The sequence below is a fragment of the Pedobacter ginsenosidimutans genome, assembly GCF_001442625.1.
Lineage (GTDB): Bacteria > Bacteroidota > Bacteroidia > Sphingobacteriales > Sphingobacteriaceae > Pedobacter > Pedobacter ginsenosidimutans.
On record NZ_LMZQ01000043.1, the window covers coordinates 39,109 to 56,706 of the forward strand.

General features: G+C 43.0%; 9 protein-coding genes. 6 read left to right on the forward strand and 3 right to left on the reverse strand.

What is annotated here, in order from left to right; all coding sequences use genetic code 11:
* The first annotated feature begins 126 nt into the window (after positions 1 to 126).
* Positions 127 to 1,575, forward strand: a complete 1,449-nt coding sequence (gene asnS / locus ASU31_RS24495; RefSeq protein ID WP_029275819.1) for an asparagine--tRNA ligase — start codon at positions 127 to 129, stop codon at positions 1,573 to 1,575.
* Positions 1,576 to 1,716: 141 nt separating this feature from the next.
* Here the strand turns inward: asnS and ASU31_RS24500 are convergent, their stop codons facing one another.
* Complete coding sequence (locus ASU31_RS24500; RefSeq protein ID WP_057934878.1) at positions 1,717 to 2,703, reverse strand: BtrH N-terminal domain-containing protein; 987 nt, start codon at positions 2,701 to 2,703, stop codon at positions 1,717 to 1,719.
* A gap of 454 nt (positions 2,704 to 3,157) precedes the next feature.
* Positions 3,158 to 4,819, reverse strand: coding sequence for an FMN-binding glutamate synthase family protein (locus ASU31_RS24505; protein ID WP_057934879.1), 1,662 nt, complete (start codon positions 4,817 to 4,819; stop codon positions 3,158 to 3,160).
* A gap of 83 nt (positions 4,820 to 4,902) precedes the next feature.
* Here ASU31_RS24505 and ASU31_RS24510 point away from each other — a divergent pair, with 83 nt between their 5' ends.
* The 4 genes from ASU31_RS24510 (at position 4,903) to nhaA (ending at position 14,871) form a co-directional block, all read left to right on the forward strand.
* Entirely contained in the window at positions 4,903 to 5,523 is a 621-nt protein-coding gene (locus ASU31_RS24510) for an L-threonylcarbamoyladenylate synthase (protein WP_029275823.1), read from the forward strand.
* Positions 5,524 to 6,700: 1,177 nt separating this feature from the next.
* Positions 6,701 to 11,917, forward strand: coding sequence for a CehA/McbA family metallohydrolase (locus ASU31_RS24520; RefSeq protein ID WP_083505521.1), 5,217 nt, complete (start codon positions 6,701 to 6,703; stop codon positions 11,915 to 11,917).
* An 8-nt stretch (positions 11,918 to 11,925) separates the two neighbouring features.
* Complete coding sequence (locus tag ASU31_RS24525; protein WP_057934882.1) at positions 11,926 to 12,846, forward strand: PorP/SprF family type IX secretion system membrane protein; 921 nt, start codon at positions 11,926 to 11,928, stop codon at positions 12,844 to 12,846.
* A gap of 846 nt (positions 12,847 to 13,692) precedes the next feature.
* Positions 13,693 to 14,871, forward strand: coding sequence for a Na+/H+ antiporter NhaA (gene nhaA / locus ASU31_RS24530; protein ID WP_057934883.1), 1,179 nt, complete (start codon positions 13,693 to 13,695; stop codon positions 14,869 to 14,871).
* A 551-nt stretch (positions 14,872 to 15,422) separates the two neighbouring features.
* On the opposite strand, the gene ASU31_RS24535 is transcribed toward nhaA, so the two are convergent.
* Complete coding sequence (locus ASU31_RS24535; RefSeq protein WP_057934884.1) at positions 15,423 to 15,785, reverse strand: winged helix-turn-helix transcriptional regulator; 363 nt, start codon at positions 15,783 to 15,785, stop codon at positions 15,423 to 15,425.
* Positions 15,786 to 15,884: 99 nt separating this feature from the next.
* Between ASU31_RS24535 and ASU31_RS24540 the strand changes: the two genes are divergently transcribed.
* Positions 15,885 to 16,415: an NAD(P)H-dependent oxidoreductase gene (locus ASU31_RS24540; protein WP_057934885.1), complete on the forward strand. Its 531-nt coding sequence runs from the start codon at positions 15,885 to 15,887 to the stop codon at positions 16,413 to 16,415.
* Positions 16,416 to 17,598 lie beyond the last annotated feature (1,183 nt).

Here is a 17,598-nt window from a genome sequence, read left to right on the forward strand (position 1 = left end):
AGTCGTTTTCAATTGGCAATTAACAGTCTGATTTTGCCTAATGCTAAAAAAACTGCCAACCGAAACCCGCAAACTGCCAACTGATAAACTTTTTTTTCTAAATTTGCGCCTTTTACAAATAACAATATGATTAAGAGACAGCAAATTAAAGATTTATTAAAGTCGACAGCATTTGACACAGAGGTAACGGTTATGGGATGGGTTAGAACTTTCCGTAATAATCAGTTTATTGCATTAAATGACGGGTCTTGCATGAGCAATATCCAGGTGGTGATCGATTTTAATAATTTACCCGATGAGCTGTTAAAAAGAATAACAACTGGTGCGGCCATTTCTGCAACAGGTAAATTGATCGAATCGCTTGGTAAAGGGCAAACCGTTGAGATTAAGGCAACGACTGTAGAAATTTTGGGTGATAGCGATCCTGAAAAATTCCCATTGCAACCAAAAAAACACAGCTTAGAGTTTTTACGTGAAATCGCACACCTGCGTTTCCGTACCAATACTTTTAATGCCGTTTTTAAAGTACGTCATGCTTTGGCTTTTGCCATTCACCAATTCTACAACGAACGTGGTTTTGTGTACATGCACACGCCTGTAATTACCGCAAGTGATGCAGAAGGTGCTGGTGAGATGTTTAAGGTAACTACTTTAGATTTCGACAATACACCACGTACAGATGACGGTAAGGTAGATTTCTCGCAGGATTTCTTTGCCCGCGCAACCAACTTAACCGTATCGGGTCAATTGGAAGGTGAGTTAGCGGCAATGGCTTTCGGACAGATTTATACTTTCGGACCTACTTTTAGGGCAGAAAACTCAAATACAACACGCCACCTTGCCGAGTTCTGGATGATTGAGCCAGAAGTAGCTTTTGCCGATTTAGAAGACAATATGCAGCTTGCAGAAGATATGATGAAGTATGTGATTAAATATGCTTTAGATAACTGCAAGGATGAATTAGAATTTTTAAATACCCGTTTAGCCGAAGAGGACAAACAAAAACCGCAGAACGAGCGCAGCGAATTTAGCTTGTTAGAAAAACTCGATTTCTGTTTAGCCAACGAGTTTGAACGTTTAACCTATACGGAGGCAATCAGGATTTTAAAATCTTCTAAACCAAACCAGAAGAAACAATTTAAATACCTGATTGATGAGTGGGGTGCCGATTTACAAAGTGAGCACGAACGTTACCTGGTAGAAAAACACTTTAAAAAACCGGTAATCTTAACGGATTATCCTGCCGATATTAAATCGTTCTACATGCGCCAGAATGAGCCAGATGCTGAAGGCAGACAAACTGTTGCAGCGATGGACATCTTATTCCCTGGTATTGGCGAAATGATTGGCGGATCACAACGTGAGGAACGTTTAGACCGTTTAACCAAACGCATGGAAGATTTAAACATTCCGCAGGAAGAACTTTGGTGGTATTTAGATACCCGCCGCTTTGGATCAGCTCCGCACTCGGGTTTTGGCTTAGGTTTCGAACGTTTGGTATTGTTTGTAACCGGAATGACCAACATCCGCGATGTAATTGCTTTCCCAAGGTTCCCGAAAAACGCAGAATTTTAGGAAGGGTTTAGGGTTTAGGGAAAACCAATTATCAAAGGAGTCAAGTTTTTTTAAAACTTGACTCCTTTTTTTGCCTAAAATTTCTACATTAAAGTTTGAGATTTATTGCTTGGTGTATTTAATCTGTTGTTAGCTGCTTAACTATATGGTGGCCAACACCTCCATTGTCTTTTTTTCTTTTTCCGAAATAGTTTTTAAGATATTGGATGCTTGTTCGATGTATTTAAAATCTTTTGTTTCACTTACCTTTTCGAATAGCTGTGATACAGTTGTCCAGAGTGTTGCAATTTCTGAAAATGCCTCCCATCCTGTCTTTAGCTCATCAAGCTTCAGCAATTCATAACTTTCTTTTAAGAAATCACGATACAAATTCCTGAACAATGCGCCACCTGTACCTGCTTTTTCCATAATCATAGCAGATAGTTTAAACTCATGCGCTATGTTGTTACCCGCATTAAACCATTTCACAATTTCAGCACTTGTTTTCAAAATCCCTTTGTAGGCAATATTCGTAATGGGTGGGTTCAGGTATTCGATGGCGTTATTTTTAATCGCTATCGGTATGATCTCTTTTAGATCTTGATTATTCCTTTTGCTAGTCTGTTTAAGTGTATAATACAGATTTTTCGAAGCCATAGGTCCTTTTTCAGCCCTCGCCAATGTTAAACTTTCTAAAGAAGTTTTTACCTCCCCGCCTTGCTGTTTTGTATCCACTAAAAAAGCATTTTCATGGTCATAGCCATAAATTGCAGCATAGTGGCCTGCAAAATGAAAAGGGTTCGAAAAATATTCCAAATGGTAACAGTCTAATTTCAGTCCTACAGCCTGTCCTTTATCGAGAAGCTGCTTTACATTATCCCAGGCTTTTTGTTTTGAAGAAGTTTCCTCAACAGTTAATTCTAGATTTAAATTTTTAGCAATGTTTTGTGTCAACAGATCGGTTTTTATTCTTCCTCCTATAAATGGAAAATCCATTGTTTTCATATTCCAATAGATAAAACCAAGCCCTTCACCAAGTCCAAAAAGCATGGGTTCGGAAAGTTCAATCCCCAGTTGCAGCAACAAGGTTCCCGTTGCAGTGGTTTCGCAATGTTGTCCATCAAAAGGCTTTAAATGCTCAATTTTCATTTTAACTGATTAATCGAAAACAATATATTATTTTTTTTCTCCCGGCCGTTTCCAGACGGGATTGGAAATGATTTAAAATAACAATTATATGGTTTAGCAATATTACTATTAGAGTTGAAACAGGTAAGGGTCTTCGACAAGCTCAGACTGACACTGTTTAAGTTTAATTAATGATATAACATTGTCCAAGGGGATTAAAATTGGTTTAAAATCAGGAATCGTTCCGTACGGACATTTGCTGATTAATCCATTAATACCTCTTCATTACTGTCCACTTAAACCTGATTGACGCGGATGCCGATTTTTCATCGGCAGAAGCAAAAAGCAGGACTGAATAAACCTAAACACCACTGCCCCTGCTTTCCAAAAAAACTAATGAGTTGCCATATGCTAGACTTCCGAAGTTCTGCCTACGCTTAACTTCTTTTTAAACTTCGCAAAGTCATCCGCAAATTTATCGTCCATCATCATGCATGCTATCTCCATACGGATTGGCATGTGCATAATCTACCGCCGAAACCTTATAATCGGTTGGAGCAAAACTGGCCGAAGTGCTCAGCGCCATACCCAGTTCGTAACGCGTTGGGTAAGGTGTTTTTAATAAGCTACCTGCCGGGATATATGGAAAACTCTCTAAATAACTCTGCATTACACTCGGACTAACCCGCCTATTGATATATGCCCTGCTTAGCTGATGCGTTTCTCTTAAACCCGCAGCCCCCAATAATTCTACAGCACTGGCCACAGTTAAGTTATGGAAGTTTTTAACCCGAACGGTTTTATCTTCTACCACAAGGCCTTTCATTAAACTCTGATCTTGAGTAGCCACGCCTGTTGGGCAGGTATTGCTGTTACATTCTAAAGCCTGAATACAGCCTAAAGCGAACATCATTCCGCGGGCAGCATTACACATATCGGCACCAAGGGCAATATTTTTAACCAGATCGAAACCTGTTGCCACTTTACCCGAGGCGATAATTTTAATGTGTTTTTTCAGATCAAAACCATTCAAAACATCGTATACAAAAGCCACACCTTCGCGCAAAGGCATACCTACCGAATTCGAAAATTCCTGTGGGGCAGCACCTGTTCCGCCTTCGCCACCATCAACAGTAATAAAATCAGGATAAATTCCGGTTTCTACCATGGCTTTACAAATGGCATAAAATTCGCTTTTACGACCGATACAAAGTTTAAATCCTACTGGTTTACCTTCCGATAAATCGCGGAGTTTCTTCACAAACTCCAACAAACCGATAGGCGTATTAAATGCCGAGTGTGCAGGTGGCGATAATACATCTTTACCTTCGGGTACTAAACGGATCCTGGCTACCTCTGGCGTTACCTTTTTGGCAGGCAGCATACCACCGTGACCAGGTTTAGCGCCTTGTGAAAGTTTAATCTCGATCATTTTTACCTGGTCGGTTTTTGCCCTTTCGGCGTAAGCATCGTAATTAAAGGTACCATCGGCATTTCGGCAACCGAAATAACCGGTACCAATCTGCCAGATCAAATCGCCTCCGGGCTGACGGTGATAATCGCTGATTCCACCTTCGCCCGTATTGTGTGCAAAGTTGCCCATTTTAGCACCGCCGTTTAAAGCCAGAATTGCATTCTGACTTAATGAGCCAAAGCTCATGGCCGATATATTATAAATACTCGCAGAGTAAGGTTTTTTGCAATCTGGGCCACCGACAGTAACACGTGGATCTAAGTTTAATTCGTGGTGAGAAATGGCCGCAATACTGTGGCTTAACCATTCGTAGCCATTATCGTAAACATTTAACTGCGTTCCGAATGGAATGGTATCGTTATCTTTTTTAGCGCGTTGATAGATTAATGAGCGGTTTAACCTGCTGTAAGGCGTACCGTTCGTATCGCTCTCTACAAAATACTGGTAAACTTTCGGCCTCAATTCTTCCATAAAATACCTTAAACGGCCAAAAACCGGATAATTTCTTACAATACTATGCTTGGGCTGATATAAATCGTAAATACCAAGAATTACAAAAGGACCGGTGAAGATGAATGTCCACCACAAAAAAGGATGGTAAAGGCCCAGCATAATGGTTAGGGCAATTAAAAATGCGGCAATTGCGACGAAAGCTTTTCTCATAATAATAGATTAGCGTATGTTTTGTTGGTACAAAGATTAGGATTATTAAACAACTGACACCATTAATTTGTTATTTTTACGCTATGCTTATTAAGATATATCCAGAAAACCCGAATGAAAGAGCCATTGAACAAGTTGTTGAAGTGTTGAAGAAAGGTGGTTTGATCATCTATCCAACCGATACCATTTATGGTTTGGGCTGCGATATTACCAATCCAAAAGCGATCGAAAAAATCTGCAGAATACGTGGCATAAAGCCCGAAAAGGCCAATTTCTCTTTCATCTGTCACGATTTAAAACATATTTCCGATTACATTAAACCGATTGATAATACCACGTTCAGGGTGTTAAAAAAAGCTTTACCAGGACCATTTACCTTTATTTTTAATGCGAACAACAACGTACCTAAGCTATTAAGTTCCAATAAAAAAACGGTGGGTATCCGTGTGCCCGATAACAACATTGCCCGTTGTATTGTAAAAGAACTGGGTAACCCTATCCTATCTACTTCGATAAAGGATGATGATGATGTAATCGAATATTCCACCGACCCGGAATTGATCCACGAAAAATACGAAGACCTGGTTGACCTGGTAATTGATGGCGGCTACGGCGATAATGATGCCTCCACCGTAATCGATTGTACTACGGGCGAGTTTGAAGTGATCCGTGAGGGTAAAGGAAATATAGAAGAGTATTTGTAGCGATCGGTCAAAACCTCCCCCAGCCCCTCCTAAAGGAGGGGAGTTTCCCTCACAGTTTCAAAAGGATCAATCTAGGGATACCTAGAACATACCCCATAAACCCCTATCCGCCTATCGGCACCTTTCCCCTGAAAGGGAAAGGGTTAAAGCAACAAATTACTGCACCCTGCAATACGCTCCATGTTTATCTGCCCCCTGCTATCGGCCTAGGAAATGATGGAAGGAGAAGCAGTTGAAACTTGTGCACAATCTTTCCCTAACCCAAAGAACCAAAACAGAGGCAAGAACGATTTTTCTTCGTTCCTAGCCGCTGTTGCAAATAAAGTTTCGACTAGCTTATCCGACATCAGTTCCAAGCCTTGGGTTTTTGTTACTTTTGGGCCAAGCCAACCTGCAAAGCAAGCTTGAAGGCCTATAAAAACATATGCACAACTGAAAAAAGTAAGAGCCCCCTCGGCGGCGGTAGACCTGTACCGATTTTTCATCGGTAGCCGAGGCAAGACCGAGCCTAAAGCAAAACCTCCCCCAACCCCTCCTAAAGGAGGGGAGTTCCCACCCATAGCTCTAAAACCCAACGATACAAAGTTCCTCAAAGACAACAATACCGCTTCCCGCCTGCGCGGGATCCGATAGCTATCGGATGACGACCGTATTATAGCGAGCGCCTTAAACCCCTATCCGAACCTTTCCCCTGAAAGGGAAAAGACTAAATTCCCAGCAGCATAGGAGCCTAAAATTTATCAACATCCAACCTAAATACCAAAGAAATATATAAATTTATATTTTAATACCGTACTCCACAAGCTTTTAACAAAACAAACAACTAAAATTAACCTCATTCTAATACTGAATTAATATTCTACGCTTATTTTCGTAACCTAATCATTCTATATGGCGCTACAATTACTCCAATAAAACTTTCCAGCTAAAAAAAATCGTTGTCAGGCAATGATTTTCGCACAATTGCTATAGATATTTCCCTGTAGTGACGATGGTTTGCGCTGAATGATCAAAAATCTTCTAATTACAATCCTTATTATTCTGTATGGCAAAACGTTTATCTAATCATTCAAATCCTCGCGGGGCCGTTCCCGAAAAATAAAGCAATTACGCTTAATCCACTTCGCTAACTTATTCAAAAAGATTAATCATCGTTTCATATCCCTAAAAAACTTATATGAAAAAACTTTTACTATTATGTTCTACAATGCTTTTGGCAACTTCGTTGTTTGCCCAAAGTTTTAACGGAACCTACAGTTTCGGTAGCGTTTCTACCACTACAGGTAAAACGGACCCTACCCCGGCTCCAACTGCAACCGGAGTTACTTTTGGTTCTTTTACAGCTAATGGCGCTGTTTCTGCAAACCCTAACGCAGGCGGAAGGTTTTCTTTCACCAGTCAGCCTACAGGGGCAACCAATGCCAGTGATGTTTTTACCGGCACAATAGATTTAACCAAGTATTACGAAGTAACCATTACACCTGTTGCAGGTTACACCCTAAACATTACAGGGATTAAATTCACCCTGCAACGTTCAGGAACCGGGATCAGGCAATACAGTGTACGATCGAGTAAAGACAGCTATGCAGCTAACTTACCAGCCACAGTATCGCCCGCCAATACAGATCTTCAGGTTGTAACGGGAAACATATTTCAGGTACTGGATGCAGCAACAACTGCTGAGGTTGGCAGTACCATTACCTTAACAGGCTTTACCAGCATTTCTACAGCAACTACCTTCCGTTTTTATGGTTACAATGCCGAAGCTGCCGGAGGTACGTTTAGTATAGATGATGTAGTTATTTCCGGATCTTCAGTTTCTGGTACAGACAATACCCCGCCTGTAAATACGGCCTTATACCCAAAAACATCAAATATTACCTCAACCTCTTTTAACCTTACCCATAATATCGATGAGCCGGGTAAAACTTATTATGTTGTTACCGCATCAGGCAGTCAAGCTCCAACACCTGCACAGGTAAAGGCTGGATTAAACGGAAGTGGTACTGCAGCAATTAAATCTGGCACTTTGATCAATGCAGCCAATACAGATGTTAGTACATCCATTACCGGATTAACTGCAACTACAAATTATGCCGTGTATGTGGTGGCAGAAGATGGTGCCAGCACGCCTAATTTACAAACTTCAGTTACATTCTTAAATGTAACAACATTGGGTTTGGCAGATGTTACCCCACCGGTAACGGCAGCAACCTATCCCAAAACAACAACGGTTACCACTACCTCAGTCGATTTTGTGAACAACATTAACGAAGCAGGTACCACTTATTATGTGCTAGCCCTTACTGGCGGTACTGCCCCAACACCTGCACAGGTGAAAGCCGCACAGGATGGAACGGGTGCTGCAGCTTTAAAATCGGGATCATTTGCCAACACCGCCAACACCGATGCCAGTGCATCCATCACCGGTTTAACAATCGGTACCGGTTATACCTTATATGTTGTGGCACAGGATGCAGCAGGCAATTTACAAACTACAGTTGCCCCGGTAGATGCTACCACTGCTAATCCTCCTTTGGTAAGCGCCCCGGTAATCATCAGTCAATATTACGAGGGCACTTCTGTAAACAAATGGATCGAGTTAACCAACCTGAGCAATGCACCGATCAATACTGCATCACCACAGTTAAAATTAGCTTTATACAATATTTCGGGCGATGCGGGTAACATTAATATCACTGGTACACCTTCGCAAACGGTAAACTTAAACTTTACCATTCCGGCCCATGGCTCCGTACTTTTGGGCAATACGGGCAACAGCAATACCGAAGTACCCTACCTAAGTCCTGCCAGTGCCGTATTAAACAGCAATACCGTAATCAACTTTAACGGTAACGATGGTGTAGCCCTTTTAGATGCCAATAACAATATTATCGATGCTTTCGGGCAGGGTGTTAACGCCAAAGATGTTTCTTATGTAAGAAGTTTGAATGTAACCGCACCTAGTCCTACTTACGTAGACGACGATTGGACCAGAACACCACTGGCTACCGTTCAAAATGCCATTGACGATGACGATGCCAATAGATTGGGCGTACATTTCCCACCTAACTTACCTGCCTGCGCCGCGCCAACCAGTCCGGCAACAGCATTAACCTTCAGTGCCGTAACTACAGGCAGCATCACCGCTGCTTTCACTAAATCGGCCGATGCCAACGAATACCTGATCATCAGAAGTTTAAATGCCACTTTGAGTGCGCTTCCGGTTGATGGTACTGCTTATGCCATTGGTTCTTCTTTTGGTGGGGGTACGGTAATTAACAAAATTGTAAACAATACCTTTACCGATAACAATTTAAACAGTTCTACTACTTACAACTATTTTATTGTTCCGTTAAACAACCTTTCTTGTACCGGCGGACCGAAATATTTAACCACCAATATTTTAACCGCAGCACAAAGCACTAAAACCTTATTGCCTTGTGCCACTCCAACGGCGCAGCCCACAGGTTTTACCATTACTTCTGCTAACTATAACTTTATCCAGGCTTCTTTCACCGCCGCCAGTGCAGCTGATGAATACCTGGTAGTGATGAGTACCAGCAGTACCTTAACCGCAGCACCGGTAAACCAAACGGTTTATAATGTAGGCGATGCTTTAGGTGGTGGTATTGTGGTGAAAAGAGGAACGGGCACTTCATTTATCAGAAATGGTTTAACCCAGAACACCAATTATTACTTTTTCACCTATGCGGTAAACAGTGCCTGCAGCGGTGGCCCTTTATATTTAACCGCACAGCCGCTTTTAGGAAACTTTAAAACCGGTATCCTTGATGTAAACAAACTCAACTTCTATTACGGTAACTTACACAGTCACAGCAGTTATTCTGACGGAAATAAAGACGATTTAACTAAAAAACCAGAAGATGATTATGCTTTTGCTAAAACAGCGATGAACCTCGATTTCCTTGGGATATCAGAGCATAACCATACCCAGGCAGGCATGTCATTGGCCAACTGGCAACCAGGTATCATTGCAGCCAAAAATGCAACCACTTCTACTTTTGTTGCGCTGCACGGTATGGAATGGGGTGTAATCAGTGGCGGCGGACACGTAATTGTGTACGGGATCGATTCACTGATCGGCTGGGAGCCCGGCGAAAACCAGATTTATGTACCTAAAAGCACTTATACCGGGCCAGCGGGTTTATTCAGGATTATTAACCGCCATGGTTTAAATGCCGTAGCTACTTTGGCTCACCCTAATACAACCGATTTTAACAACATCTCGGCCACTTACGATTTAAGTGCAGATAGTGCCATTGTAGGCTCGGCCTTAGAAAGTGGTCCTGCGTTTTCAACCAATGTTACCTATTCCGATCCCGCCAGCTCAATGAGTTATTTGAGCTATTATAACCGCATGCTGGCTAAGGGTTATCACCTTGGTGCAAGTATTGATCATGATAACCACAATTTAACCTTTGGTAAGCACACCCGTGCCAGGTTAGTGGTATTGGCTCCTGCCCTTACCGAGAACGATTTATTGGATGCCATTAAAAAGATGCGTTTTTATGCATCACAAGATTCGGCAGCCAAAGTGGTTTTCACCATCAACAAACAACCGGTAGGCAGTGTATTTAAAACAGCCGGTGCGCCACAAATCTCGGTAAGTTCGATTACCACAAGTCCGGTAACCAGCATTAAAATTTTATACGGAACACCAGGCAGCGGTACCAACCCGGTAGAATTAACCACCAGCCCAACCGCAAGTTTAACCTATACCGATAATGCCCTGGCCAACCTGGCAACAGGCTATTATTATGCTGATATTGTGGAAGCCGACGGAAGCCGGATCATTACCTCTCCCATCTGGTATACCAGGGATGATGCTACCGTTAAAAAAGACCAGAATATTACCTTTGCGCCTACAAGAACGGCTACTTACGGCGATCCTGATTTAGTTGCAGGGGCCACGAGTGATAATACCGCCATCAACATTACTTATACCAGTAGCGATACCAATATTGCCACCATCAGCAATAACGATATCCACATTGTAAAAGCAGGTACCGTAACCATTACGGCCAATCAACCGGGCGATACTTTCTTTAACCCGGCAGTTGCCAAACAACAGGTATTAACCATTGCCCCTAAAGCCATTACGGTAATGGCAGATGCCAAAACCAAGCTAGAAGGAACAGCTGATCCCGCATTCACCTACGTTTCCAGTCCTGCATTAATTGGTACCGATGCTTTTACAGGCGCATTAAGCCGTGTGACGGGCGAAACCGCAGGCGATTACGCCATTCAGCAGGGAACGCTGGCTTTGAGTAGTAATTACACCATCAACTACAATTCTGCCAATCTTCATATTAACGCCAAACCGGTTGCCGCACTAAGTGCCAGTGTTGCTGTTCCACAAAACGCCACTGCTCCGGTAATTACTTTTAGGGCAACCGCAGGTACAGCACCGTTTACATTTACTTATAACATCAATGGCGGCAGCAGCCAAACGTTAAAGGCAACAAGCAATACCGCAACAGTAACGGCACCAACCAATGTGGTGGGCACATTCGTTTACACCGTCACCAACATTGCCGATGCTTTTAGTGCACAAGCACAAAATGTTTCAACCACGGTAACGGTTCGTCCTTTACCGGTAGCCACCATTGCAGGTAATACATCCGTATGTAATTTCGGTTCATCACCAAACATTACTTTCACAGGCTCGGTTGGTACAGCACCTTATACCTTTACTTACAGCATTAATGGAGGTAGCAACCGTACGGTAAGCACAAGCTCAACCACTGCAACAGTTAGCGTACCAACCAATTTAACAGGTACATTTACCTACAATTTAGTAAGCGTGACCGATGTTTATGCTACCCAAACGCAAACCGGATTAGCTACGGTAACGGTAAATGCCCTGCCAGTGGTTTCCATCAGCAGCAATAAAGGTTTATCGATTTCTAAAGGCGATGCCATCATTTTAACGGCTACCGGCGGCACACAATACAGCTGGACAGGCTCGGATATCGTTAGCGGACAAAGTACTGCTGCCTTAACCATCCGACCGAAACAGAGCGGTACTTACCGTGCTACCGTAACCAATGCAAGTGGTTGTGTGAGCGATCAAAGCATTGCCATTACCGTAGTAGAAGATTATAAACTCGAAGCCAGCACTGTGGTTACACCTAATGGCGATGGTTATAACGATAAATTCATCGTAAAAAACATCGATTATTATCCAAACAACACCTTAAAAATATTCGATAAGGCCGGGCGGATTTTATACACCAAACATACCTATGCCAACGATTGGGACGGAACCATAAACGGTAGTCCGCTGAATGAAGGAACCTATTATTACATCATCGATTTAGGTAGCGGCATCGGTACATTCAAAGGTTTTATCAACATCATTAGAGACTAATTACAGACATGAGAGCAATTACAAAAAACATAAAGCAAATGCGTCGCGTAACGTTTCTATTTGCTGCAGGCACATTATTTTTAGGTTCGGTTAAAGCACAGATCCTTCCGTTAAATGCGCAATATTTTCAGAACCGTTACCTGGTTAATCCCTCAATGGCGGGTATTAACGAAGGTTTTAACATCAACGGAAGTTTCCGCAAACAATGGTCGAACATTCCAGGTGCACCTATTACACAAAGCGTAACCTTAGATCAGCAGGTGAACAAAGTAGGCTGGGGTGTGAATGTGTACAACGAGAAATCGGGCGGTATCCAACGCACCAAAGCCGTTGGAACCTTTGCCTACCACCTTCCGCTAAACAGCGACGATCAGAAATTAAACTTCGGGATCTCTTTTGGCGCAAGTCAGGATAAACTGGATTTAAGCAGTGTAAGAAACAGCGACATTAACGACCCATCCATCGCCCGTTTTAACGACAGGGGTTATTATGTAGATGGCGATTTCGGGATCTCTTATACTTCGAAAGGATTAACCGTTGAAGGTGCCGTACCGAATATGCGTTCCGTTTTCAGAAAAGATGATTTAAACTTTGCCGACAAACCCACGTTTTATTCGGCGGTGAGTTATAAATTCATGTTGGGATCAGGCATTAACGGAATCAGCCTCGAACCCAAAGGTGTTTTTAGGGGCATTAAAAATTACGATAACCTATGGGATGCCGGTTTAAATGCAAATTTTGCCAACGATAAATTATATGTAATGGCCATGTACCACAATACACAAAACGCTACGTTTGGTTTTGGCATGAATTACAAATCGACCTTATATTTTATGGCTTATTACAACACGGCAACCTCGGCCATTAGTGGTTACACCGATGGTGATTTTGAAGTAAATATCAGGGTGAATATTGGTAAGAAGCCTTAGTTTTTATTTTAAAAGAAGGGTCGTCATCCGATAGCTATCGGATCCCGCGCAGGCGGGGATCTTAATGCAACAACACAAAAGCCGCAGATCGAAGGACCTGCGGCTTTTTTTATCTTAGAAGCATTATCGTCATTTCGACTGGAGCGCAGCGGAATGGAGAAATCTTTAAACTGTGTTTTTTGCTTACTTTCCTTAAACCCCTATCCGCCTATCGCCACCTTCCCCCTGAAAGGGAAAGGGCTAAAAAACAAATTACTGCACCCTGCAATATGCTCCATGCTATCTGCACCCTACTATCGGCCTGGCAGATTTTCGCAGGAAAAAGCACGGAAATCTGTGCACTCCCCATCATTACCCCACAGCCCAAGGCAGGATCAAGCGGGTGCGAGGGGATAAGCAAGGGGTAAGAGCCTCGATACTGCCGCGATTAAGATTTCCGTAGGTTTTTACAAGAAAAGATGCAAGCCTTGATTTTTGGTTACCTTTTTATCAAGAAAAAGGTAAGAGCCCCTTCGGCGGCGGCGAGCCGAGGCAAGACCGAGCCTGGGGTAAAACCTACAATTGTCATTCTGAACGCAGTGAAGAATCTTTCAGTAAAAGATCCTTCGTGCCTCAGGATGACAGAAAATTGTTAGAAGCAAAAACGATGGAGTCACTGCCGTATCAATCGCAGATAACCCATAGTAGTAAGATTGCTTTCCCGAAAGTTCGGGACAGGCTATCGGCTGAAAAAGCCTCATCGCAATGACGGATTTATTGTTGTAGTAGAATGACGACTGCATTAGCACCTTACATTTCCTCACAAAAACTTCCCCTTTCCCCCTTCATTTCACTACTTTTACCTTCATGGCCAAACTCATCAACCTGGATACTTTTAAAAGATTTTTCCGCTCAGAACAGATCGGCGGATTTATATTATTGATCTGCGTTGCCATTTCCCTAATTATTGCCAACTCATCTGCTAAAGATACTTTCATCAGTTTCCTCGAAATTAAACTGGGCTTCGGCCCGGTAAACTACAGCATTTTAGCCTGGATAAACGATGCTTTAATGGCTATATTTTTTCTGCTCGTAGGACTCGAAATCAAACGCGAACTCGTAGAAGGCGAACTCTCCTCGCTTAAAAGTGCAGCCCTACCCGTAATTGCAGCTTTAGGCGGCATGCTCGTGCCCGCTTTAATTTATAGCCTGTTTAATAAAGACACAGAAACTGCCGGCGGCTGGGGTATCCCCATGGCAACCGACATTGCCTTTGCCCTCGCCATTATCGCTATGCTCGGTAAAAGCGTACCCACTAGTTTAAAAATATTCCTGGCTGCTTTAGCCATAGTAGATGATCTCGGCGCCATTCTCGTGATCGCGATTTTTTATACCCACCAGATTCATTTCGAATACCTGGCCATGGCTGGGGGCATCCTTGTTCTTTTAGGACTGATGAATTATTTCGGCGTAAAGAAACTCGTGTTTTACCTCATCCCAGGCATATTCCTGTGGTATTTCATCCACCACTCAGGCATACATGCCACCATTGCAGGGGTACTGCTGGCTTTTACCATCCCGACCAATGAAACGGATGAAGAATCGCCACTAGAAAAACTGGAGCATTTTTTAACCACCCCAGTCAACTACATCATTATGCCCATTTTTGCTTTGGCGAATACCAATATCACTTTCCAGAAAGAAATGCTGGCCGGCTTGGTTTCTCCCTTAGGCCTCGGCATTATTGTAGGTTTATTCGTGGGTAAAACCATTGGTGTTACCTTTTTCAGTTGGCTCGCCGTGAAATTAAAATGGGCCGATTTACCCACCGGAGCAGGTTGGAAACACATCTTAGGTTTGGGCATGCTCGCCGGGATCGGTTTTACCATGTCGATCTTTATTGCGCTGCTTTCTTTTAGCGAGGTGCTACATGTTTCGGAAGCGAAGTTTGCAATTTTAACCGCATCAGTTTTATCGGGTGTGGTGGGTTTTGTGTTTTTGAAATCGGTTAAAACTCAAGAATTAACCACAGAGGACACAAAGTAAAACACAGAGGGGCGTAGAGCCCCTATCCGCCTATCGGCACCTTTCCCCTGAAAGGGAAAGGGCTAAAAAACAAATCAACGCACCCTGCAGTATGCTCCATGCTATCTGCACCATGCTATCCGGCCTCGGAACTGATGGAAGGAGAAGCAGTTGAAACTTGTGCACAATCTTTCCCTAACCCAAAGAACCAAAACAGAGGCAAGAACGATTTTTCTTCGTTCCTAGCCGCTGTTGCAAATAAAGTTTCGACTAGCTTATCCGACATCAGTTCCAAGCCTTGGGTTTTTGTTACTTTTGGGCCAAGCCAAAAGTAAGAGCCCCTTCGGCGACGGTAGACCTGTACCGATTTTTCATCGGTAGCCGAGGCAAGACTGCGCGAAGGGCAAAACCTCCCCCAACCCCTCCTGAAGGAGGGGAGTTCCCACCCATAGCTTTAAAACCCAACGATGCAAAGTCCTCAAAGGCAACAATACCGCTTCCCGCCTGCGCGGGATCCGATAGCTATCGGATGACGACCGTATTATAGCGAGCGTCTAAATCAACCAGGTAAACTATTCCCCTAACAGATTTTTATGTTTTACGCCCCACCTTTCGAGTTCATTAATAATTGGCCTCAATTCGAGACCAATTGCGGTTAGTTCATATTCCACCCTTAGCGGAACTTCGGCGTAGATGGTTCGCTTAACAATTTTATCCGCTTCTAATTTACGTAGCTGTAAGGTTAACATTCGCTCGGTAATATTTGGCAAACGTTGTTTTAACTCTCCGAATCTGAGTTTACCGTTCATTAGCCACGAACAGATCACTAAAGCCCATTGCCCGCCGATAATGTTTGCAGAATAAACCTCTAAACACTCATCAGCTAAAGCTTGTTTGTTAGCATAGTTGGTTGAGGTTTCCTTGATCTTAGACATACTTACATTTTTTATAGTACCTTACAATTGGTCGCTAATTTACAAAATAAGCGGTTATGCATCTATTTTTGCGCTTTATAATCATCAAAATCCGTAAAAATGAAAACATTAGTCGTTGTAACCCATCCCGATATTAAAAGCTCCGTAATCAACAAACGGTGGATTGAAGAATTAAATAAATACCCCGAGAAATATGTAGTTCATCAACTGTATGAGGCCTATCCAGATGAAAAAATTGATGTAACAGCAGAACAAAAGCTGGTTGAACTACATGATAAAATTGTATTCCAGTTTCCCTATTATTGGTTCAATTGTCCCTCACTTTTAAAAAAATGGATGGATGAAGTACTCACTCATGGATGGGCCTATGGGAGCAAAAGCGGTTATAAATTGTCTGGCAAAAAAATCGCCCTGGCCATTTCATTAGGCGTTGAAGAACATGAACTGCGCCCATCAGAAAAGTATAAATATACATTAGCAGAATTAACCCGTCCGTTCGAACTTTCTTTTGAATATGTAAAAGCCGATTACCAACCCCTGTTTGCTTATTATGGAATGGAGTATAACACGTCGGAAAAATGGGTAGAACAAAGTGTCCCTTTGTATTTAGATTTTTTAGATTCGTTGTAAAGATTAAGCTAATATTTAACCGCAAAGAACGCGAAGTGAAAATGACTGAAATCTATCTCGAATTCATTTTGGTGTCGTTCAGAGCAGGTTAATACCGATAAGAAGTCTCGTATAAAAATTTCGTCATTGCGAGAAGGCTTTTTCAGCCGACGAAGCAATCTATATAGCAAGGATCACTAGCATGATAGATTGCTTCGTCGTTCCTCCTCGCAATGACGATACAACGCCCCCCTCAAATCTCCAGAGGAATCAATCTACTCATGCCTGTATCTGCTCCCTGCTATCCGGCCTAGGAAATGATGGAAGGAGACCCTTCGACTACGCTCAGGACGTTAAAGCTTTTGCACTTCCTTTCAACCTAACACTACCCAGAGGCAGCACGCCCTCCCCGATCCTTCATCGGGGCTTGTGCTGGCGACCAAAAAAGCTTTGACGAATTTATCCGACATCAGATCCAAGCCTTTCAGTTATGCCTTAGTGTTTGTTGTTTTCAACGGCAGGCATGCTTTCGCTGCGCTCAGGTTTGTTACTTTTGGATCAAGCCAAAAGTAAGAGCCATTCGGTGGCCAACCGAGGCAAGACTGCGCGAAGGGCAAGAAAATAGCAACCGCATTAAGGTCCCCGCATGCGCTAGATCCGATAGCTATCGGATGACGACCGTACTATAGCGAGCGCCTTAAACCCCTATCCGCCTATTGGCACCTTTCCCCTGAAAGGGAAAGGGCTAAAAAACAAATTACCGCACCCTGCAAGATGCCCCTCGCTATCTGCACCCTGCTATCCGGCCTAGGAAATGATGGAAGGAGATCCTTCGACTACGCTCAGGATGACAAAAAACCGGAGAAAAATACAAGGAGGATGAATTGATCGCGATAAATCCGCTCCACTATGCTATCTGCTCCCTGCTCATCCGGCCTGGCAGATTTTCGCTGGAAAAAGCACGGAAATCTGTGCACTCCTCATCATTACCCCACAGCCTAAGGCAGGATCAAGCGGGTGCGTAGGGATAAGCCAGGGTAAGAGCCTAGATACTGTCGCGATAAAGATTTCCGTAGGTTTTTACAAGAAAAGATGCAAGCCTTGATTTTTGGTTACCTTTTTATCAAGAAAAAGGTAAGAGCCCCTTCGGCGGCGGCGAGCCGAGGCAAGACCGAGCCTGGGGTAAAACCTACAATTGTCATTC

Bases quoted from the DNA above. Each gene is read 5' to 3' on its own strand.
- asnS (WP_029275819.1), top strand. From the start codon at position 127: ATGATTAAGAGACAGCAAATTAAAGATTTATTAAAGTCGACAGCATTT.
- ASU31_RS24500 (WP_057934878.1), bottom strand. From the start codon at position 2,703: ATGAAAATTGAGCATTTAAAGCCTTTTGATGGACAACATTGCGAAACC.
- ASU31_RS24505 (WP_057934879.1), bottom strand. From the start codon at position 4,819: ATGAGAAAAGCTTTCGTCGCAATTGCCGCATTTTTAATTGCCCTAACC.
- ASU31_RS24510 (WP_029275823.1), top strand. From the start codon at position 4,903: ATGCTTATTAAGATATATCCAGAAAACCCGAATGAAAGAGCCATTGAA.
- ASU31_RS24520 (WP_083505521.1), top strand. From the start codon at position 6,701: ATGAAAAAACTTTTACTATTATGTTCTACAATGCTTTTGGCAACTTCG.
- ASU31_RS24525 (WP_057934882.1), top strand. From the start codon at position 11,926: ATGAGAGCAATTACAAAAAACATAAAGCAAATGCGTCGCGTAACGTTT.
- nhaA (WP_057934883.1), top strand. From the start codon at position 13,693: ATGGCCAAACTCATCAACCTGGATACTTTTAAAAGATTTTTCCGCTCA.
- ASU31_RS24535 (WP_057934884.1), bottom strand. From the start codon at position 15,785: ATGTCTAAGATCAAGGAAACCTCAACCAACTATGCTAACAAACAAGCT.
- ASU31_RS24540 (WP_057934885.1), top strand. From the start codon at position 15,885: ATGAAAACATTAGTCGTTGTAACCCATCCCGATATTAAAAGCTCCGTA.